Below are 19109 nucleotides of genomic sequence, written 5' to 3' on the forward strand. Positions count from 1 at the left end.
CTACATCATGCAAATAGCCTTCTTCTCCACCAAATCTTACGACAGGCAATATTTCGATGCGTGCAACAAAGAACACAACATTATTTACATAGAAACACAACTGAACGAGCAAACAGTTGCTCTTGCTGAAGGAAGTGATGCCATTTGTGCGTTTGTAAATGATGTATTGAATAAAAAAGTTATTGCTGAACTCGCCAGGCTCAACATCAAACTCATTGCCATGCGTTGCGCAGGTTACAACAATGTGGATCTGGAAGCGGCAAAAAAGAACGGCATTTCCGTTGTACGCGTGCCGGCCTATTCACCGTATGCAGTTGCGGAACATGCGCTGGCACTTATAATGACACTCAACCGCAAAACACACAAGGCATATAACCGCGTAAGAGAAGGAAATTTTTCCCTCGAGAAGCTCACCGGTTTTGACCTCTATGGGAAAACGGTTGGCGTTATTGGTACAGGAAAAATAGGACAGATATTTTGCGACATCATGGTAGGAATGGGTTGCAGGGTGCTGGCATTTGATGTCATTGCGAACAAAGAGCTGATGGCAAAAGGAGTGGAGTATCTGCCCTTGATAGACCTGTTGCCACAGTGCGAAATTATTTCATTGCATTGCCCTTTAACAGAGCAAACCCGCCACATCATCAATGAAGAAACACTCGGCATGATGAAACAGGGCTCAATGCTCATTAATACAAGCCGCGGCGCATTGGTAGATACCAAGGCTGCTATTGAAGCATTAAAAACCGGCCAGCTCGGGTATTTGGGCATTGACGTATATGAACAGGAAGAAAAATTATTTTTTACCGATTGGAGTGAAGCCGTTATCCAGGACGACGTAATCATGCGCCTGATGAGTTTTCCCAACGTATTGATCACTGCCCACCAGGCCTTTTTCACAGAAGAAGCCCTCGAACAAATTGCAGAAGTTACCCTCAATAACATCAAAGCGTACGAAACTGGCAAGGAATTAGCTAATAAAGTCATCTAGTGAAGTTTTGAGCCGTTCTGCAAAGAAATTAGAGTGCTTTGGTCACAAATAGATTTCTCGCAGCGGACGCAACGGAGCCGCGACACAGAGAGGTAATTCATGAAGTTCGTTGAACATTGTTATCGTCAGATGAGTGATTTTAGCAAAGTAAATGAACTGGACCTGTGTTCACCCGCCGCTCCGCCGCGATCGCTGCGAGAAAAAAACTTTGACCATTCTAAAAGAGCTTTCTCCTATTTTTGCAGGGCTTAAAACTAAATTAAACAGTACATGAAGAATACTCCTTTTACCCAAAAACACATTGCTCTGGGTGCAAAAATGGCTCCGTTTGCAGGCTACAACATGCCTATTTCCTACACTGGTATCAACGACGAACATGCAACAGTGCGCAACAACGCTGGTGTTTTTGACGTAAGCCACATGGGCGAATTCATCTTAAAAGGAGAAAATGCGCTGGATCTTATTCAGCGGGTAACAAGCAACGACGCTTCAAAACTCGAAGCCGGAAAAGCACAATACAGCTGTCTGCCAAACGAAAACGGCGGTATTGTAGACGACCTGCTGGTATATTGCATTGAACCCAACAAAGTGTACATGCTGGTAGTAAACGCTTCCAACATTGAAAAAGACTGGAACTGGATATCTGCACGCAACACTAAAAATGTTGAAATGCACAACATTTCCGACAAAACCTGTTTGCTTGCAATACAAGGGCCAAGTGCTACCAAAATATTACAACCACTTACTGAAGTAGACATCCTTAATTTGAAATACTACACTTTCGTAAAAGGAACTTTTGCGGGAGTTGAGAATGTTTTGATCAGTGCCACTGGTTATACCGGCGCTGGCGGAGTGGAGATCTATTTTGAAGACAAAGACGGCGCAGCAGAGAAGATCTGGGACGCTATTTTCGAAGCAGGCACACCAAAAGGAATGAAAGCAATCGGCCTCGGTGCAAGAGATACTTTAAGATTGGAAATGGGCTTCTGCCTTTACGGAAATGATATTGATGATACAACCAGCCCGCTGGAAGCAGGTCTTGGCTGGATCACCAAATTCACAAAAGACTTCACCTCAAAAAGCACTTTTGAAAAACAAAAGGCAGAAGGCATTAAAAGAAAACTGGTAGGCTTTGAAATGATCGACAAAGGAATTCCGCGCAGTCACTATGAAATAAAAGATGCAGAAGGAAATGTTTTGGGATTTGTTACATCCGGTACGCAATCGCCAAGCCTTGGAAAAGCACTGGGCCTGGGCTATGTAGCTACTTCACACGCAAATCTCGATACAGAAATTTTCATTGCTGTACGCGATAAATTGTTGAAAGCAAAAGTGGCTAAAATACCATTTGTATAACTGATATAATTGCCGGCTATCTGAATGATTGCTGGCAATTTTTTTTAATTTCCTTAATATGCCAACAATCCATATCACTACGTTTATAGCCGCCCCTATTGAAAGAGTTTTTGATCTTAGTAGAAGCATTGATCTGCACAAAAAATCAATGTCCCACACGGAAGAACAGGCAATAGCCGGCACCATTTCCGGCCTCATCGGCATTAATGAAACAGTGACATGGAAGGCAAAGCACTTAGGAAAGAAAAGAGTGCACCAATCAAAAATTACCGCACTCCAGAAACATGAAATGTTTACAGACGAAATGACAAAGGGCGATTTCAAAAGCATGAAACACGACCATCATTTTAAGCCCGTGGCAAATGGAACAATAATGGTAGACCTCATTCACTTCGAGGCACCCTATGGCTTTATTGGAAAACTGGCAAACAAACTCTTTCTGACAAAATACCTGAACAAACTAATAGAACAGAGAAACGCGGTCATCAAAGAATACGCTGAATCTGAAAAGTGGAAATTGATTTTGAATTAGAGTTGTTTGTTGATAGTTGTTAGTTGTTAGGATTTCTAAAGTAAGTTGCATCCCCAACAAACCTCTATCAACTAACAACCAACAACTAACAACCTAACAGATGAATAAACCAACCCTTTTTACTTGTCTTTCCCCTGCTTTATTGCATTTGTACGATTTGAATCAATCTGTAGTCGTGATCATCGATGTGTTCCGGGCAACATCCACCATTTGCACCGCGTTATACAATGGCGCAAAGGCAGTAGTGCCGGTTGCAGACGTAGAGCGTTGCAAACAGATTGGCGCCGAGATTGGTGGTATTACAGCAGGTGAAAGAGATGGAAAAGTAATTCCGGGCCTGCAGTATGGAAACTCCCCCGCAGAATATCCACGTGATTTTATTGAAGGCAAAACGCTTGTACTTACCACCACCAATGGAACCAAGCTCCTGCACATGGCCCTGGAATGTGGCGCAGCCGACGTCGTGACCGGTTCCTTCCCCAATCTTTCAGCAGTATGTGACTTTCTTGTAAAACAAAATAAAAATGTGATTCTCGGCTGTTCCGCCTGGAAGGATCGCTTCAACCTTGAGGATACTTTATTTGCAGGGGCTGTAATCAGCAGCGTGAAAGAGCACTTTACCATTCACTGCGATTCTTCTTTAATGGCAGAAAACATGTACGAACTGCATAAGGACGACATGGAAAACTTCATCCAGCTTACCACACACTGGCACCGCCTCGCAGCCTACGGCCTCCAAAAAGACCTTCAGTACTGTGTTACAAAAGACGTAGCCAACGTTTTGCCTCTCTATAAAGATGGGGTGCTGGTTGTTGGCTAATTTGAAGATTTGAGGATTTGAAAATTTGAAAATGCATTATAGGAAGCACTGGGAAAATTTTTCAGCCATTTTTGACCAGCAAGAGGTAACCACTTAGTTACAATGCTACACCTCCCATTTTCAAATTTTCAAATCCTCAAATTTTCAAATTAGGCAGAGTCCTACACAGAGTATAGTTCCAAGGGCAACCCATCCGGGTCCGCAAAAAACGTAAACTTCTTCCCTGTATATTCATCAACTCTCACCGGTTCTGTTTCTATTCCCTTTGCATTCAGGTCGGCGATGGTGGCTTCAATGTCATCCACTAAAAAAGCAAGATGCCTGAGCCCGCATGCTTCCGGTCTGCTTGGCCTTGCCGGAGGATTGGGAAAGGAAAAAAGTTCAATCACGTAGTGGCCATTCAAAGCAAGATCAAGCTTATATGAATTCCTCTCTTTGCGATACACCTCCTGCATAACGGAAAGGCCCAGCTTATTTACGTAAAAATCTTTCGACGCTGCATAATCGCTGCAAATGATAGCAATATGATGAACATTTTGTAGAGCCATTTGTATAATTTGTAAACGAAATTGTGGGTTATTTTTTTATTAGAAAAATTCAGATTTCAATTAACTTTAAGGCATGCAGCATTTGTTTCGCACATTTACAAAACGCTTCTTCATCATCTCAAATATAGTAGTGGCAGCCCTATTCCTGCTGGCTTGCTGCACGGCATTTCTCAATCCCGATACTTTCTGGTTCATCTCGCTACTGGGCGTTACGTTTGTGGCCTGGTTGATTATGAACGTTGGTTTTGTAGTATTCTGGCTCTTATTCAAATCTAAATGGGCGATTCTATCATTTGTGGTGTTATTAGTTGGTTGGCCGCAAATAAATGCATGCTTCGCTTTTCATCCCTTCGCAAAATTTGATAAAAAGAAAAAGCCCAACAGCATTCGCGTGATGCAGTGGAACGTTGCCCGCTGGGACGAAATGAACAAATACTGGGCCCCCGGAAAAGTGTCCAAGAGAAAAAAAATGTTTGAGTACATCGCCAGCAACGACATCGATATATTGTGCGTGGAAGAATTCTTTGAATCAAACAACACAAAAGAATTCGCAAAGAACATTCCCTATATAACTGACACACTGCATTTTCCTTATCACTACTTCGCAATGGATCACAGGCGGTGGGATAGTTTATATGAAACCGGTGTGTGTATATTTTCCAAATATCCCATCGTAGATACTTTTAGAAAACGTTACGGCGGTCCCGATTCTTTAAAAAACAATGAAAGCTTTATCTGGACAGACATTGACGTAGAAGGGAAACGGATTCGCGTGTTTGCGACACACATGCAGTCAATGTTGTTTGGAGGAAAAGAATACAGGCAGATAAAACAACTGCGCCAATCCACCGACAGTGCCGTTGTAAATACCAAAGGGATAATCAAAAAATTCCGACGAGCCTACGCCTTGCGCATGCACCAGGTGAATATAATAAAACCGGTGCTTGACAATAGCCCTTATCCCGAAATTATGTGCGGCGATTTTAACGAAGTACCTAACTCTTATATATACTTTCAAATGAAAGGCAATCGACAGGATGCCTTCAGTAAAAAGGCATTTGGCATAAGCAGAACATTATCTTTCATTTCGCCCACACTTCGTATAGACTACATCTTGCCCAATAAACAATTCAAAGTACTGCAGTACAAAAGTGATAAAGTCGCGCTCTCTGATCATTATCCGGTGATTGCGGACCTACAGTTGCCGGAGTAGTTGAGAGTTGAGAGTTGAGAGTTGAGAGTTGAGAGTTGAGAGTTGAGAGTTGAGAGTTGAGAGTTGAGAGTTGAGAGTTGAGAGTTGAGAGTTGAGAGTTGAGAGTTGAGAGTTGAGAAAAATACATCTTTACAAGATACGAAATTTGCATTAGTATAGTAAATGACTGAACAATCAATTAACTCTCCACTCTCCATTCTCAACTCTCCATTAAAAAAAATGCCCGGCATAGACATGCCAGGCGAATTGATCGTACCCTTTAAAACTATACGCTCTTAAATGAGTTTGATAAATTTTTTTAAAAAGCCCTGATTGGAAAAAAAGGGCTTTGGTTGTTGATGAATGTACCCTTTAAAGTATGATTGAATAAATTAGTTAGACTTAATAAAGCGCTGTTCGAATTCCTCATTAAAGCAAGTCGCTACCAGCAAATATTTTCCTGCAGCAAGATCTTTCACGCTTATGTATGATTGTTTGTCTGCGCTTTCTGTTTGCCATGTTTTTACCTCTCCGCCATCTGCAGTGAAAAGCTCATAGCTAACCTTTTTCTTTTGCCAGTTCTTAGGAAGCGACAACACAAGAGAATCTGTAATCGTGTTTACAAACGGACTTGAAACTGTTTGCTGTTTAATTTTAGCCTTGCGAAATGATTTTACTTCAGACAGTTTAAAATTGTTCAGGCTATCTACAATGCGTAATCTATAATAAATTGTTTTGTGAGAATTCTTTGCAACCTTATCGCTAAAAAGATAAGCCTGTTTCTCCGAAGTGCCAGTGTTAGCAAATACGATAGCAGCATCTTTGTAATTTTTGCCATCAAGGCTTTTTTCAATAACAAAATAATTCAGAGCCCCTTGCTGACCAGAAATCCAGTTAAGGCAAACTTTATTGTTGTTGATATTGATGGAAAAATTTTCTACGCTACTTGTTCCAGCAGGTGTATTAGAAGCAAACGAGTTAGAAGAAAATAGTATGGTTGAGCCCGCGAAAGCGAGAATGGGCAAGTGTTTTGTGCATGATTGTAATACAACAGAGATCACCTGTTGAAATGGGTACAAAGTTTTCATAATTAAAATTTTATATGCCGAGTGCGACTGTGCGAACTGCTACATAGCATACCGGAAAACATTTGTTCTTCTGTAGGAATTGAAAAAAATAAATCTTGAAAATAGGTACGGTTATTTCTTGGGGAATTGGAGAGATGTGTAGCAAAGATTAAACGGGATTTTTGAAAATGCAAGCTTTTTATTTTTTTTCTTTTTTTCAGACAATAAAAAGTCGCCGTAATGAAATTGAAAATCAATTCATTGCAGCGACAATATTTTTTTTCAAAAAGAAACAGGCTAACGGGAACTCTTATGCGCCAGTGTACAATCCAACACAAATTGCAGTGGCCAGCAATACATTTTTATCAAACATTTTTGCAAATTCGGTGGCGCAAAATGTATCATGAACATTTTTCTTGTTAATGATTGCAACTACATGATTATACACATCATGCATTGCAAAACTGGTATTGGCAGAATTTCCAACGATTTTGGCAACATGCATTTCATTGCTGTTGATCACATTGAAAGAAATTCTTTTGAAGTTTGATTTTGGGCAAATCGTATAGACAAGGCTGTTGTTTTTATCGAAAATATTAAAACGTTTTTGCCAGATGGCATTTGATCGATGAACACTTGCCAGTGTATTTCCATCTGCACTTGTTATTTTGAATGCGTATGAATTTGTCTTATCGATCAGAAAAAAATCGAAAAATTTCTGCGCCCTTGATTTTTCATGAACTATGCTCGCAAAGAATTCACCGTTCTCGCTACAGACCTTATACTGATTAAAAAATTTTTTGTAATCAATGTCTACAGCCACGCTTGACTCTTTTTTTAGGAATCGGGTCTCAAGAATTTTATCCACGTTTTTTTTGCCAAATTTCATATTAGAGGTAAATGTTGCATATATAAATGGGACATAAGTCTTTTAAAAAGAGCCAATTTTTGGACAAACGGGTGAATTTGCAAGGCGCCGAAAATTTGTTGAGGTAGAGAAAATGAAACTCATATGCTCGCGGCCCGTTAACCTAATTGAAAATCGTTCAGGTTTGGAACTTGCACAATCTGCTGACTCCGTTGGTGTAATCTTCGTTTTATTCAATAACGGATAACTTATCTTTGTTCCATGGCAGAAGCTTCAGCGAAGAAAAAAATCTTTGATTTTGCGTTATTAAGAAGAGTTTTCCAAATAGCGGCACCTTATAAAAAGAAAATATACTTGTCCATTTTTCTTGCCATCCTGCTCGCTATATTTTCTCCAATACGCCCATATCTCATACAACTCACGGTAAATAAATACATTAAGAACGGACTGCTTCAAATGATCGTTGATATCACGATCATTCAAATCGTATTGTTGCTCATTGAAACCGGCGTGCGGTTTTATTTCTCATTTATTACAGCCTGGCTCGGTCAATCCGTTGTAAAGGATTTAAGAGTAAAAGTGTACAACAAAATACTAGGTCTTAACCTTTCCCAATTCGACAAAACGCCAATAGGCACGCTTACCACTCGTACAATCAATGACATAGAATCGATCAATGATATTTTCTCCGATGGATTGATTCCAATTATTGCAGATCTGCTTTCTATTTTATCCATCCTGATAGTCATGTTTTTGGTGGACTGGAAACTGGCGCTGATAAGTCTTTCTCCATTTCCATTTATAATCATCGCCACCTACTTTTTCAAGGAAAGCGTAAACAAATCCTTCATCATGGTTCGTAACGCGGTGGCAGCCTTGAACGCATTTGTGCAGGAGCACCTTACGGGAATAGCCATTGTGCAGGCTTTTGCGGCAGAAGAAAGAGAATTTACAAAGTTCAAAAAAATCAATCGCGAACACCGCAACGCCAATATCAAAGCAATTTTTGCCTACTCGGTTTTCTTTCCTGTTGTCGAAATAATTCTCGCAGTTTCCACGGGCCTCTTGGTATGGTGGGCCGCCACCCAGGCCATGAATTTGCCGGCAGATAAAGCCCTGGCGCTTACAGGTAAAATGATCTCTTTTATATTGTATTTGAACTTGTTATTCAGGCCGTTGCGGGTAATTGCCGATAAATTCAACGTCCTGCAAATGGGAATGGTTGCCAGCGAGCGTGTATTCAAAGTGCTTGACAACCAGGATTATATTAAGAAACAAGGAACATATGCGCCAACCGAAATGAGAGGGAAAGTTGATTTTGATAAGGTTTGGTTCAGTTATGTGGAAGACAAGTATGTGCTGAAGAACATTGATTTTACCATACAACCAGGTGAAACAGTGGCACTTGTCGGACATACAGGAAGCGGTAAAACATCCATTATCAGTCTCTTAAACAGACTTTACGCAATACAAAAAGGAGAGATTAAGATTGATGATGTAAACATCAATGACTATTCAGTTGAAGCGCTTCGTGGTAAAATAGGTATCGTTTTGCAGGACGTCTTCCTGTTTTCCGGGTCGGTAATGGATAACATCACGTTGCGAAACAAAGATATTCCGTACCAGAAGGTAGAGGAAGCGGCAAGGCTTATCGGCGTTCACGACTTTATCATGCAACTACCGGGCGGCTATGATTATAATGTAATGGAAAGAGGAAGCACACTGTCAATGGGACAAAGGCAGCTGATTTCGTTCATAAGGGCATTGTTATACGAACCCTCGATTCTTGTACTAGACGAAGCAACCTCAAGCATAGATACTGAAAGTGAGCAACTTATACAACATGCGATCGATACGCTTATCACCGGACGCACAGCCATAGTAATAGCACACAGGCTCTCCACCATTCGTAAAGCAGACAAAATAATAGTACTCGACAAAGGGGAAATCAAGGAAATGGGCACCCACGACGAGCTATTGAATCTGGGCGGATTTTACGCTAAATTGCATAGTCTGCAGTTTGAAAAACAAAAAGCGGCGGCCGTTCAAATCAGGTAATGGATATCAATAACCACAATACGAACAATAATCTCCCTTCCGACACCTCCAAAGCGGAAAAGAAACTGCTTATCCCAAAAACAGATGAGGAGAGGTTGCGCGAAGACATATGCCGCTCGGATATGGAGAAGTTTCTTCTTTTCAGCCGGATGCTTAAGCGCAATGTAATGATTAAAAGAGCAAAAATTACTCACAAGGATTAGAACCTGATAAGAATCAAAGAAATCAGGAAAAATACTGAGAGCTGACAGAAAGTAGGCCCTTTTTGAACATAGAAATAACTTTTTTTCGTTTTCAACTGTCTATTTTCCAATTTTTAGCCATCCATCCTTATCTTTGCCGCAAATTTCAGAACAGGTATGACCCTCAGAAGTGTTAAATCTTTACTGGTTGCGGCTTTCAGCCTACTCAGTGTCTTTTTTTATAATGCGTCAATGGCTCAACCAAAAGAGCATGAAACGCACGAACAAGCAAACGCTGACCATAAAGAAGGTCATTCCGAAGAATTCAATGCAGGTGATGCGATCTTGCACCACATTGCAGACTCACACGAATTCCATTTTTTCACTTTGGGTGAAAAGCATTTCACAATGCCTTTGCCTGTTATTGTTTACTCTCCTCAACGCGGTTTAAGTGTATTCTCTTCTTCTAAATTTGAAGAAGGTGAAGTTGCTTACAATGGTTACAAATTAGAACACGACAAGATCGTAGCGGTTGATGCAAACGGTAATGTGGATGAAAGTGTGAAAGCATACGACTTCTCCATTACTAAAAACGTATTTCAAATGCTCCTTGCCGTTATCCTTCTTATCTGGATGATGACGAGCATTGCAAAAAAATACAAAGCACAAGGTCACAACGTTGCTCCGTCTGGCTTCCAGAATGCAGTGGAGCCGGTTATCACCTTCGTTCGCGACGATGTTGCGAAACCAAATCTTGGTCACAAGTATGAAAAATACATGCCTTATTTATTAACTGTATTTTTCTTTATCCTTATTAATAATATTATCGGCCTTATTCCAGGTTCAGCAAACGTAACAGGTAACATTGCCTTTACCGCTTTGCTGGCATTAATTTCTTTTATTGTGATTATGATCAGCACGAACGGTCACTTCTGGGGTCACATCTTCTGGCCTCCCGGCGTACCTTTCCTTGTAAAACTGATTCTAATCCCTGTAGAGTTGTTAAGTATCTTTATTAAACCAGCAGCATTGATGATCCGTCTTTTTGCGAACATGACAGCTGGTCACATTGTTATACTTAGCTTTGTTTCCTTGATTTTCATTTTTGGTCAAATGACAACGGTTGCCGGCTGGGGTTTCTCTCCTGTGTCTGTTGCTTTCTCCGTTTTCATTTACGTAATTGAAATATTGGTTGCCTTTATCCAGGCGTTCATCTTCACGAACCTTACCGCCGTATTTATCGGTCAGGCATTCGAGGGGGAGCACCATGATGAGGCGCACGCTCATTAATAAATAAAAAGGCTTAAGCGTGAGGTATAAAGTGTAAGGAGTTGCTTCTGAAACTTATAACTCAAAACTTAAAACTCAGAACTTATAACTTTTTTTATAAATCTCAAAACTCAAATTGTATGTCAATGATGGTTTTATTAGAGGCAGGTATGGCACAGTTCGGTGGTGCTATCGGTGCTGGTCTTGCTGCTATCGGTGCAGGTATTGGTATCGGTCAAATTGGTAAAGGTGCAGTTGAATCAATCGCTCGCCAACCAGAAGCCGCTAACGACATTCGTGGAAACATGATCCTGACTGCAGCGTTCATCGAGGGTGTTGCCCTTTTCGCTGTAATCGCAGGTCTTTTGGCTGTATTGGCTAAATAGTCCACGTAAAAGAATTCTGCACTCAACGCACAGGGCCGAGAGTGCAGTTTTTCTATAAAGTAGTTTTGAGAAAAAAAGTCAGTTTAAAAATTACAACTATCAAATAGCTTATATATGGAATTACTAATGCCCGCTTTAGGCTTTTTCTTTTGGACACTTGTTGCTTTCATTATCGTGTTCCTGATTTTGAAAAAGTTTGCATGGAAACCAATCCTTACAACTTTGAGTGCGAGAGAAAAAAATATTGCTGATTCTATCGCTACGGCAGAAAGAGTGAAAAACGAAATGGCGCAAATGAAGAGCGAAAACGAAGCTTTGATGGCGCAGGCTCGTGAAGAAAGATCTGCTTTATTGAAAGAAGCCCGCGATGCTAAAGACAAAATCGTTCACGAAGCGAAAGAGCAGGCAAAAGCAGAAGCAGCTAAAATTGTAGCAGACGCTCAGGCTGTGATCAACCAACAAAAAATGGCTACGCTGGTAGAACTTAAAAATCAGGTTGGTGTATTGGTTTTGGATGTTGCAGAAAAAGTATTGCGCAAAGAACTGGGTAATAAACCAGAGCAAGAGCAGTACATCCAGCAACTTGCAAACGACATCAAACTGAACTAAATATTATTTCAAGCGTAAACATTCCCTGGTAAGAACCAGTAAAGCAAAATGCAAAACCTACGTTTAGCAACAAGATATGCAAAGTCACTTTTCGAACTGGCAGTTGAAAAAGGCCAGGTTGATACAGTGTATAATGATATGCTCGTTTTGCAGGCCATCTGCAATGCAAGCCCGGAGTTTAAGAGAATATTGAACAGCCCTATTATAAAAGCGGATAAAAAGAAAAGCATTCTGGAAGCGGTTACCAGTGGTAAAATAAGCGAAATGACCGCTCGTTTCAACACACTGCTTGTGCAAAAAGGCCGTGAGAGTGAGATGTCTGATATTATTACCGCTTTCGTTAAAGAATACAAAGTTTACAAAGGAATTAAAACATTAAAGCTCACTACAGCTGTTCCCGTAAGCGACGAAATAAAGAAAGAACTGATCGAAAAAGTTCAGAAAAAAACCCAGGTTAAAAACATAGAGCTTGAAGAAGTAGTAAACCCTGATATAATCGGCGGCTTTATATTGCAGGTAGATGATATGGAAGTAGACACAAGTGTTAGCTTCTATCTTAATCAGGTTAAAAAGCAGTTCTTAAATAACGACTTTGTTTACAAGATAAAGTAAAGGAAAATGAATTGAGTTAAGCTCGATTCAAAAGCGACCTCTAACGATTGATATTTAAAAATTAAGTTAACAACATAAACATTCATTCGATATGGCAGAAATTAAACCCGATGAAATATCGGCGATATTGAGGCAGCAGTTGAGCAACTTCACCGCTGCTGCAGACCTGGAAGAAATGGGTACCGTTTTACAGGTAGGTGACGGTATTGCCCGTGTATATGGATTGGGTAATGTACGCAGTGGAGAGTTGGTTGAGTTCGATAATGGAGTTCAGGCTATCGCCATGAACCTTGAAGAAGATAACGTGGGTGTGGTATTGATGGGTGAAGTAGGCGAAATCAGAGAAGGTGCTAAAGTGCGCCGTACAGGTTTGATCGCATCTATTAACGTAGGTGAGGGCATGCTTGGACGTGTTGTAAACACTTTGGGTAACCCAATCGATGGTAAAGGTCCGATCACTGGTGAGCGTTACGAAATGCCTCTGGAGCGTAAAGCGCCGGGTGTAATTTTCCGTGAGCCGGTAAAAGAGCCTTTGCAAACTGGTATTAAAGCTATCGATGCGATGATCCCTATTGGTCGTGGTCAGCGTGAGTTGATCATTGGTGACCGTCAGACTGGTAAAACAGCTATCGCGATCGATACCATCATCAATCAGAAAGAATTTTTCAAAGCAGGCAAACCTGTTTATTGTATATATGTTGCGATCGGTCAGAAAGCTTCTACCATCGCAGGTGTGATGAAAACATTGGCAGACAACGGCGCGATGGATTACACTGTAATCGTATCTGCATCCGCATCTGAGCCAGCTGCGTTGCAGTTCTACGCTCCATTTGCTGGTGCTGCGATAGGTGAGTTTTTCCGTGATACTGGTCGTCCGGCTTTGATCATCTATGATGACCTTTCTAAACAAGCTGTGGCTTACCGTGAGGTATCCTTGTTGCTTCGTCGTCCACCGGGACGTGAGGCTTATCCAGGTGACGTATTCTACCTGCACAGCCGTTTGCTGGAAAGAGCTGCAAAAGTTATCAATAAAGATGACGTTGCTAAAAAAATGAATGATCTTCCTGATTCGATCAAACATTTGGTAAAAGGTGGTGGTTCTTTGACTGCTTTGCCAATTATCGAAACACAAGCTGGTGACGTATCTGCATATATCCCTACAAACGTAATTTCAATTACAGACGGTCAGATCTTCCTGGAAGGTAACTTGTTCAACGCAGGTATCCGTCCGGCGATCAACGTAGGTATCTCTGTAAGCCGTGTGGGTGGTAGCGCTCAGATCAAATCAATGAAAAAAGTTTCTGGTACATTAAAACTTGACCAGGCGCTTTACCGCGAAATGGAGGCTTTCTCTAAATTCGGTGGTGACCTTGATGCTGCTACTAAACTGGTGTTGGACAAAGGTGCACGTAACGTGGAAATCCTTAAACAACCTCAGTACTCTCCATACACTGTAGAGAAACAAGTTGCGATCATCTATCTTGGTACACAAGGTTTGTTGCGTGAAGTTCCTGTAAGAAGAGTGAAAGAATTTGAACAACAGTTCCTCTCAGAACTGGAAACAAAATTCCCTGATGTATTGACTGATTTCAAAAAAGGTAATTTACCTGATGACGGAATCAAGAAAATGGTGGAGTTGGCAAGACATATCATTCCTCAGTACAAATAAGATCTACCCGATCATATATCATAAAGGCCGTCTCGAAAGAGATGGCCTTTATTTTGTCTTAGCTTTTGGTTGGAGTATTACCCGGGTATTTGCACTCAAATTTCCGGTAGACGTAGGAAAAGGCTGGTTTTTTTTATATTTTGGAATAACCTCCCCTAAAATTAAACTTTTGAGCTATGAAAAAGGTTCTTCTATTATTATCCGCGATACCGCTTTTGACAATCTCATGTCGCAAGTCGCATGACACTGACCCAACCCAAAAAGTAACAAAGACTATAACCATACAGCCAGATGCCAGCACCGGACAAGATTGCACGGTTGCTTATCGCGAAACTGATGGCGGCGTTCGTGCCGCCGGTAATATGAACGCGCTTCACAACCTTGTTGCGGCAAGAGCAACATGGAATGCTTCCGGAGCAGGAGAAGGTACGGAGCGCGGCTATATTAAGTTTGCAGCGCTCGATACAATTCCTCAGAAGGCCACTATTAAATCAGCGAAACTTTATTTATATGGAGTTGAATCCAGTTCTGAAATCACAGCAGGAAACTCGGTTTATCCTGGTTCCAATTATTCATCATTTGGTGATAACAAAACATGGTTAAAAAGGGTAACTGCTAACTGGGATCAAACAACTATTAACTGGAACAACAAACCAGGTACTGTAGAAGATAACAAAGTAGAGTTGCCGGTATCTACAATGCAGTGGGGTTTCGACGTTACTGATATTGATGTCACAGCAATGGTGCAAGACATGGTCACAAGCAATCATAATTATGGTTTTTGCTTACAGTTGCAGGTGGAGCAGATTTACAGGTTCTTACTGTTTGGGACATGCGAAGTTGCCAACGCGTCAAAACGTCCAAAGCTTGTTGTTACTTACGAATATGTTCCCGGCGAAAAGTCGAATACTCCACAACCTGTCACAAAAACTTCAACTATGCAACCGGGCGCAGACAAAGGACAGGATTGCACAGTTGCCTATCGTGAAACAGATGGTGGCGCACGTGCTGCCGGTAATATGAATGCCCTTCAAAACCTGGTTGCAGCAAGAGCAACTTGGAATGCTTCGGGAGCGGGTGAAGGCTCTGAGCGTGGTTATATAAAGTTCGTCGATATAGATTCAATTCCGGCCGAGGCTACCATTAAATCAGCCAAGCTTTCTTTGTACGGAGTTGATGCAAGCATAAGTCCTGAGATCACGGCGGGCAACTCATATTATCCAGGTTCTGGTTATGCTTCATATGGCGACAACAAAACATGGTTAAAAAGAGTAGCTGCTAACTGGGATCAAGCAACTATCAACTGGAACAATAAGCCGGTTACTGTTGAAGAAAATAAAGTGGAATTGCCATATTCTGCAACCCAATGGAACTTTGATGTAACGGATATTGATGTTACAGCGATGGTGCAGGACATGGTTACAAAAAAGCAGAATTATGGATTTTGTTTTCAATTGCAGGTAGAACAGATTTACAGGTTCCTGGTATTTGGAACGAGCGAAGTGGCCAATGCAGCAAAACGTCCGAAGCTAGTGGTTACATATGAGTACACCCCCAAGAACTAATTTTATAGTAAATAGTAAATGGAAACAGCAAGTCAACGCTTGCTGTTTTTTATTTGGATAAATCGACGTTTTGTTATGTAATTCATATCGCATAGGCATCATAGATAAAAAGCTGCTGTATGAGCCCTAAGATTACGTTGCATATAGATAATCCCTGCCAGCAAGATTGGACAAAAATGACGCCACAGGAAAAAGGCAGGCATTGTGCCCTTTGCAATAAAACGGTAACTGATTTCAGTCTTTGGAGCGATAAACAGATAATGGCCTACCTGAAAAAGAGCCACACTGAAATTTGCGGACGATTGCAACCTCATCAACTCGACCGAACTTTAGATTTGAAGAAATCAAATGACGAGATTTCTAAACTCAAACTTGTCTTCACTTTTCTAACGAGTTTCTGGATAGGAATCAACGTGAAGGCTCAAGGCAAAATGCCAATAAAGCATAAAGAGCTGATTGCAAGAGAAACAAAACGAGGGCAAATTCATCCCAAAGAGTTTTCAAAAAAAGATAGTGTATCGTTGTCGGGGTTTGTAAAAGACCAAAGGGGAAATGCCGTCAGCAGTGCGATCATAAGCATAAACGGAATTGCGTGTTGCATAACGGATAGCCTGGGCTATTTTGATCTGAGTAAAACAACTGGCCTAACGCGGGACAGCATAGATATTGCAATCTCTGCAGTTGGCTATGCAACAACATACATGAAGCAGCCAGTGGATAATTCTACGAAAATGGACGTTGTACTAAATGATATTGAAATTGCCTGTCCCGCTAAAGAATATAATTTGGGTTCATTGTTAGAGGGCCGTGTAGGCGGTATATCTTTCAAAAAAAGATCTATTGTTGATCGATTTATATTTTCATTGAAATCAGCGGTCACTAAAAAATAATAGACAAGGGGCAATGCGGTATTCTTTTTAATGGATTTATGCAATCGGATTTTTTTTGCATCCTTCTATAAAATTGCCATATGAGTACTAAAACAAGTCTGCACATCGCCGATCCCTGCCATGAGGATTGGAATAAAATGAGCACCACAGACAAAGGCAGGTTTTGCCAAAGTTGCTCCAAACAAGTGGTTGATTTTAGCCTGCTAAGTGACAAGCAAATTCTGGAATATTTCTCCAAACAGAAAGGGAATACGTGTGGGCGTTTCCGTGATGACCAGCTTGACAGGCCACTGGACAAGCAACAGGCGAAGGCCAAAGTGTCTCTGTGGAAGTGGATTATGACAGTGGGTTTTGGATTTTGGTTCAGCAATAAAGCCGTGTCACAAACAGGAGAAACACAATTAAAAACAGACTCAAAAACGCAGCTCGTGGATGCACCGCAGGATGTGGTGTATTTTGGTATGGTGGCTTCTGTGGAAGGAAAGGAGTATGTTGACCAAAAGACTCACAAGAATTTGCATATAAAAGGAACGGTAGTGAACAATGCAAATGAGCCATTGGCCGGAGCCAGTATTTCGCTAAACGGTAAAGCTTATAAAGTTTCAGCAAGTGATGGAACATTCAGTATTAATGCGAAAATTCCGATAAGTAAAGACAGTGTTGAGTTATCAGTTTCCTCTATTGGTTATGAAACAAAAAATGTAAAAGTTTTATCTGCCAGCAAAAAGGATATGTTGGTGGAAATGATTCCCAAAGCTGCAGAACTGAAAGAAGTTGTTGTGGTGGCGTATCCTTCTACCAGATGCACGATGGTTATGGGCGGAGCCATTGGAGTTAGTACAACCGTATTCACACAGGTCGTTGATTCAGTTAAAAAGGTAACCGGCAACGGTTGGTTTACTGCTTATCCTAATCCAGCGCGAAAAGGCGGAGCAATTAACATACAATTAAAAGAAGAAGGCAATTATTCCCTCCAATTAATCAGCAACTCATCCCAACTAATTTCATCGCAAAAAATAACGTCTGCCAAGGGCCAGCTTTTTCAATTGCAAATATCAGCATCTCTTGCTTCTGGCATTTATTACATTAGAATGGTGAATGAACAAACGGGCAAGCTGTATACGGACAAGGTGGTGGTGTTGTAGAATTGTTATTTAATTGAAAATTGAAAGTTGAAAATTGAAAATTGTCGGTTCGTAAAGCGCAAGAAACAATACCTCTATTCGTTTGTTTCCTACCCTCAAAACTTGTTCTCCATGCGCAACGGTTAACAACTCTTAATTTTCAACTTTCAATTTTCAATTTTCAACTCTCTAAGGCTCTATCTTTGCTCATCCGTTTATTTAAAAAATCAACCAATGATAGCAACAAAAGCGTATGCAGCTCAAAGTGCCATAACTCCTTTGGCGCCTTATGATTTCGAGCGCAGGGATGTTAGACCAGATGATGTTCAGATAGAAATTCTTTATTGCGGAGTTTGTCACTCAGACCTTCACCAGATAAGAAACGAGTGGGGCGGTTCTATTTATCCAATGGTGCCGGGACATGAGATTGTCGGCAAAGTGGTAAACGTAGGATCGAATGTAACAAAGTTCAAAGTGGGCGACATTGCCGGCGTGGGCGTGTTGATCGATTCATGTCGTGTGTGCGATCATTGCAAACAGGACCTCGAAAACTATTGCGTGGAAGGAATGACCGGCACGTACAACGGTTACGAGCGCGATAAAAAAACAATTGCACAAGGCGGTTACTCTACACAAATTGTTGTGGACGAAAAGTACACTTTGAAAATTTCTCCAAATGCAGACCTTAAAGGTGTTGCTCCGCTGCTGTGTGCGGGTATCACCACCTATTCACCTTTGCGTTATGTTGGTGTGAAAGAAGGCACAAAAGTAGGCGTTGTTGGCCTTGGCGGTTTGGGTCACATGGGTGTTAAATTTGCTGCTTCATTTGGTGCAGAAGTAACCATGCTAAGCACTTCAAAATCTAAAGAAGCCGACGCGAAAAAATTAGGCGCTCACAATTTTGCACTGACTACAGATGCGGAAGGAATGAAAAAATACCACAACTATTTTGATGTGATCCTTGATACAGCCTCTGCCAATCACAGCTATGAACAATATCTGGATTTGCTGGCCCTCAATGGTAAACTGATTGTTGTTGGGTTGCCTGAACAACCTTCACAAGTAGGTGCATTCAAATTGCTGAACAATCGCAGAAGCATTATCGGCTCTATGATTGGTGGTTTGAAAGAAACGCAGGAAATGCTTGATTATTGCGCTGAAAAAAATATCACTGCTGATGTAGAAGTCATCAATATTCAGGATGTTAACGATGCATACGAAAGAATGCTAAAAGGAGATGTGAGGTATAGGTTTGTGATTGATATTGCGTCTTTGAAGTAATTAATAATTAATAATGAATAATTAATAGACGCATCTTCGAACTAAGGGAGTGACATTCTTTCGAGATTAGACATAAAGCAAGGGCCGCAT

The 19109-nt window shown here is 41.0% G+C and carries 19 protein-coding genes; 16 read left to right on the forward strand and 3 right to left on the reverse strand.

Features of this window, described 5'->3' with window-relative positions; translation table 11 throughout:
- The first annotated feature begins 7 nt into the window (after positions 1 to 7).
- The 4 genes from KTO63_RS12965 (at position 8) to KTO63_RS12980 (ending at position 3699) form a co-directional block, all read left to right on the forward strand.
- Entirely contained in the window at positions 8 to 991 is a 984-nt protein-coding gene (locus KTO63_RS12965) for a 2-hydroxyacid dehydrogenase (RefSeq protein WP_217791735.1), read from the forward strand.
- A gap of 270 nt (positions 992 to 1261) precedes the next feature.
- The gene (gene gcvT, locus KTO63_RS12970; protein WP_217791736.1) at positions 1262 to 2347 is read left to right on the forward strand and encodes a glycine cleavage system aminomethyltransferase GcvT; all 1086 of its coding nucleotides are present in this window, start codon (positions 1262 to 1264) and stop codon (positions 2345 to 2347) included.
- Positions 2348 to 2405: 58 nt separating this feature from the next.
- Positions 2406 to 2879 carry an SRPBCC family protein gene (locus KTO63_RS12975; RefSeq protein ID WP_217791737.1) on the forward strand — a complete coding sequence of 158 codons (474 nt, stop codon included), beginning with the start codon at positions 2406 to 2408 and terminating at the stop codon, positions 2877 to 2879.
- Positions 2880 to 2979: 100 nt separating this feature from the next.
- Positions 2980 to 3699, forward strand: a complete 720-nt coding sequence (locus KTO63_RS12980) for a 2-phosphosulfolactate phosphatase (RefSeq protein WP_217791738.1) — start codon at positions 2980 to 2982, stop codon at positions 3697 to 3699.
- Between the two features lie 161 nt (positions 3700 to 3860).
- Here KTO63_RS12980 and gloA2 read toward each other — a convergent pair whose 3' ends face one another.
- Positions 3861 to 4247, reverse strand: a complete 387-nt coding sequence (gloA2, locus tag KTO63_RS12985; protein WP_217791739.1) for an SMU1112c/YaeR family gloxylase I-like metalloprotein — start codon at positions 4245 to 4247, stop codon at positions 3861 to 3863.
- A gap of 73 nt (positions 4248 to 4320) precedes the next feature.
- Here gloA2 and KTO63_RS12990 point away from each other — a divergent pair, with 73 nt between their 5' ends.
- Positions 4321 to 5460 (forward strand): endonuclease/exonuclease/phosphatase family protein, encoded by a 1140-nt coding sequence (locus KTO63_RS12990; protein WP_217791740.1) that lies wholly within the window; start codon positions 4321 to 4323, stop codon positions 5458 to 5460.
- Between the two features lie 371 nt (positions 5461 to 5831).
- Here the strand turns inward: KTO63_RS12990 and KTO63_RS12995 are convergent, their stop codons facing one another.
- Complete coding sequence (locus tag KTO63_RS12995; RefSeq protein WP_217791741.1) at positions 5832 to 6527, reverse strand: hypothetical protein; 696 nt, start codon at positions 6525 to 6527, stop codon at positions 5832 to 5834.
- Between the two features lie 289 nt (positions 6528 to 6816).
- Positions 6817 to 7329: an LURP-one-related/scramblase family protein gene (locus KTO63_RS13000; RefSeq protein ID WP_217791742.1), complete on the reverse strand. Its 513-nt coding sequence runs from the start codon at positions 7327 to 7329 to the stop codon at positions 6817 to 6819.
- A gap of 306 nt (positions 7330 to 7635) precedes the next feature.
- On the opposite strand from KTO63_RS13000, the gene KTO63_RS13005 reads away from it, so the two are divergent.
- From KTO63_RS13005 to KTO63_RS13055, 11 genes are all read left to right on the forward strand, one after another.
- Positions 7636 to 9432 carry an ABC transporter ATP-binding protein gene (locus KTO63_RS13005; protein ID WP_217791743.1) on the forward strand — a complete coding sequence of 599 codons (1797 nt, stop codon included), beginning with the start codon at positions 7636 to 7638 and terminating at the stop codon, positions 9430 to 9432.
- Positions 9432 to 9635: a hypothetical protein gene (locus KTO63_RS13010; RefSeq protein ID WP_217791744.1), complete on the forward strand. Its 204-nt coding sequence runs from the start codon at positions 9432 to 9434 to the stop codon at positions 9633 to 9635. The genes KTO63_RS13005 and KTO63_RS13010 overlap by 1 nt, the downstream gene beginning before the upstream one ends.
- A 231-nt stretch (positions 9636 to 9866) precedes the next feature.
- Complete coding sequence (atpB, locus tag KTO63_RS13015) at positions 9867 to 10904, forward strand: F0F1 ATP synthase subunit A (protein ID WP_232373159.1); 1038 nt, start codon at positions 9867 to 9869, stop codon at positions 10902 to 10904.
- 149 nt (positions 10905 to 11053) lie between these two features.
- Positions 11054 to 11269, forward strand: coding sequence for an ATP synthase F0 subunit C (gene atpE, locus KTO63_RS13020; RefSeq protein ID WP_232373160.1), 216 nt, complete (start codon positions 11054 to 11056; stop codon positions 11267 to 11269).
- A gap of 114 nt (positions 11270 to 11383) precedes the next feature.
- Positions 11384 to 11878 (forward strand): F0F1 ATP synthase subunit B, encoded by a 495-nt coding sequence (gene atpF, locus KTO63_RS13025; RefSeq protein WP_217791747.1) that lies wholly within the window; start codon positions 11384 to 11386, stop codon positions 11876 to 11878.
- A gap of 48 nt (positions 11879 to 11926) precedes the next feature.
- Positions 11927 to 12490: an ATP synthase F1 subunit delta gene (gene atpH, locus KTO63_RS13030; RefSeq protein ID WP_217791748.1), complete on the forward strand. Its 564-nt coding sequence runs from the start codon at positions 11927 to 11929 to the stop codon at positions 12488 to 12490.
- Positions 12491 to 12581: 91 nt separating this feature from the next.
- Positions 12582 to 14159, forward strand: coding sequence for a F0F1 ATP synthase subunit alpha (gene atpA / locus KTO63_RS13035; RefSeq protein ID WP_217791749.1), 1578 nt, complete (start codon positions 12582 to 12584; stop codon positions 14157 to 14159).
- Positions 14160 to 14335: 176 nt separating this feature from the next.
- The gene (locus KTO63_RS13040) at positions 14336 to 15724 is read left to right on the forward strand and encodes a DNRLRE domain-containing protein (RefSeq protein ID WP_217791750.1); all 1389 of its coding nucleotides are present in this window, start codon (positions 14336 to 14338) and stop codon (positions 15722 to 15724) included.
- Positions 15725 to 15984: 260 nt separating this feature from the next.
- Positions 15985 to 16614 carry a carboxypeptidase-like regulatory domain-containing protein gene (locus KTO63_RS13045; RefSeq protein WP_217791756.1) on the forward strand — a complete coding sequence of 210 codons (630 nt, stop codon included), beginning with the start codon at positions 15985 to 15987 and terminating at the stop codon, positions 16612 to 16614.
- An 80-nt stretch (positions 16615 to 16694) separates the two neighbouring features.
- Complete coding sequence (locus KTO63_RS13050) at positions 16695 to 17759, forward strand: carboxypeptidase-like regulatory domain-containing protein (RefSeq protein WP_217791758.1); 1065 nt, start codon at positions 16695 to 16697, stop codon at positions 17757 to 17759.
- 213 nt (positions 17760 to 17972) lie between these two features.
- Positions 17973 to 19019, forward strand: a complete 1047-nt coding sequence (locus KTO63_RS13055) for an NAD(P)-dependent alcohol dehydrogenase (RefSeq protein WP_217791759.1) — start codon at positions 17973 to 17975, stop codon at positions 19017 to 19019.
- The last annotated feature ends 90 nt before the right edge of the window (positions 19020 to 19109 follow it).

Origin of the sequence: Pinibacter aurantiacus, from assembly GCF_019130065.1 — a bacterium.
GTDB lineage: Bacteria > Bacteroidota > Bacteroidia > Chitinophagales > Chitinophagaceae > Pinibacter > Pinibacter aurantiacus.

Coding starts and splice junctions, on each gene's coding strand:
- gloA2 (WP_217791739.1), bottom strand. CDS start 4,247: ATGGCTCTACAAAATGTTCATCATATTGCTATCATTTGCAGCGATTAT.
- gcvT (WP_217791736.1), top strand. CDS start 1,262: ATGAAGAATACTCCTTTTACCCAAAAACACATTGCTCTGGGTGCAAAA.
- atpB (WP_232373159.1), top strand. CDS start 9,867: ATGGCTCAACCAAAAGAGCATGAAACGCACGAACAAGCAAACGCTGAC.
- atpH (WP_217791748.1), top strand. CDS start 11,927: ATGCAAAACCTACGTTTAGCAACAAGATATGCAAAGTCACTTTTCGAA.
- KTO63_RS12995 (WP_217791741.1), bottom strand. CDS start 6,527: ATGAAAACTTTGTACCCATTTCAACAGGTGATCTCTGTTGTATTACAA.
- KTO63_RS13005 (WP_217791743.1), top strand. CDS start 7,636: ATGGCAGAAGCTTCAGCGAAGAAAAAAATCTTTGATTTTGCGTTATTA.
- KTO63_RS13045 (WP_217791756.1), top strand. CDS start 15,985: ATGGCCTACCTGAAAAAGAGCCACACTGAAATTTGCGGACGATTGCAA.
- KTO63_RS12975 (WP_217791737.1), top strand. CDS start 2,406: ATGCCAACAATCCATATCACTACGTTTATAGCCGCCCCTATTGAAAGA.
- atpE (WP_232373160.1), top strand. CDS start 11,054: ATGGCACAGTTCGGTGGTGCTATCGGTGCTGGTCTTGCTGCTATCGGT.
- KTO63_RS12965 (WP_217791735.1), top strand. CDS start 8: ATGCAAATAGCCTTCTTCTCCACCAAATCTTACGACAGGCAATATTTC.
- atpF (WP_217791747.1), top strand. CDS start 11,384: ATGGAATTACTAATGCCCGCTTTAGGCTTTTTCTTTTGGACACTTGTT.
- KTO63_RS13050 (WP_217791758.1), top strand. CDS start 16,695: ATGAGTACTAAAACAAGTCTGCACATCGCCGATCCCTGCCATGAGGAT.
- KTO63_RS13055 (WP_217791759.1), top strand. CDS start 17,973: ATGATAGCAACAAAAGCGTATGCAGCTCAAAGTGCCATAACTCCTTTG.
- KTO63_RS12990 (WP_217791740.1), top strand. CDS start 4,321: ATGCAGCATTTGTTTCGCACATTTACAAAACGCTTCTTCATCATCTCA.
- KTO63_RS13010 (WP_217791744.1), top strand. CDS start 9,432: ATGGATATCAATAACCACAATACGAACAATAATCTCCCTTCCGACACC.
- KTO63_RS13040 (WP_217791750.1), top strand. CDS start 14,336: ATGAAAAAGGTTCTTCTATTATTATCCGCGATACCGCTTTTGACAATC.
- KTO63_RS12980 (WP_217791738.1), top strand. CDS start 2,980: ATGAATAAACCAACCCTTTTTACTTGTCTTTCCCCTGCTTTATTGCAT.
- atpA (WP_217791749.1), top strand. CDS start 12,582: ATGGCAGAAATTAAACCCGATGAAATATCGGCGATATTGAGGCAGCAG.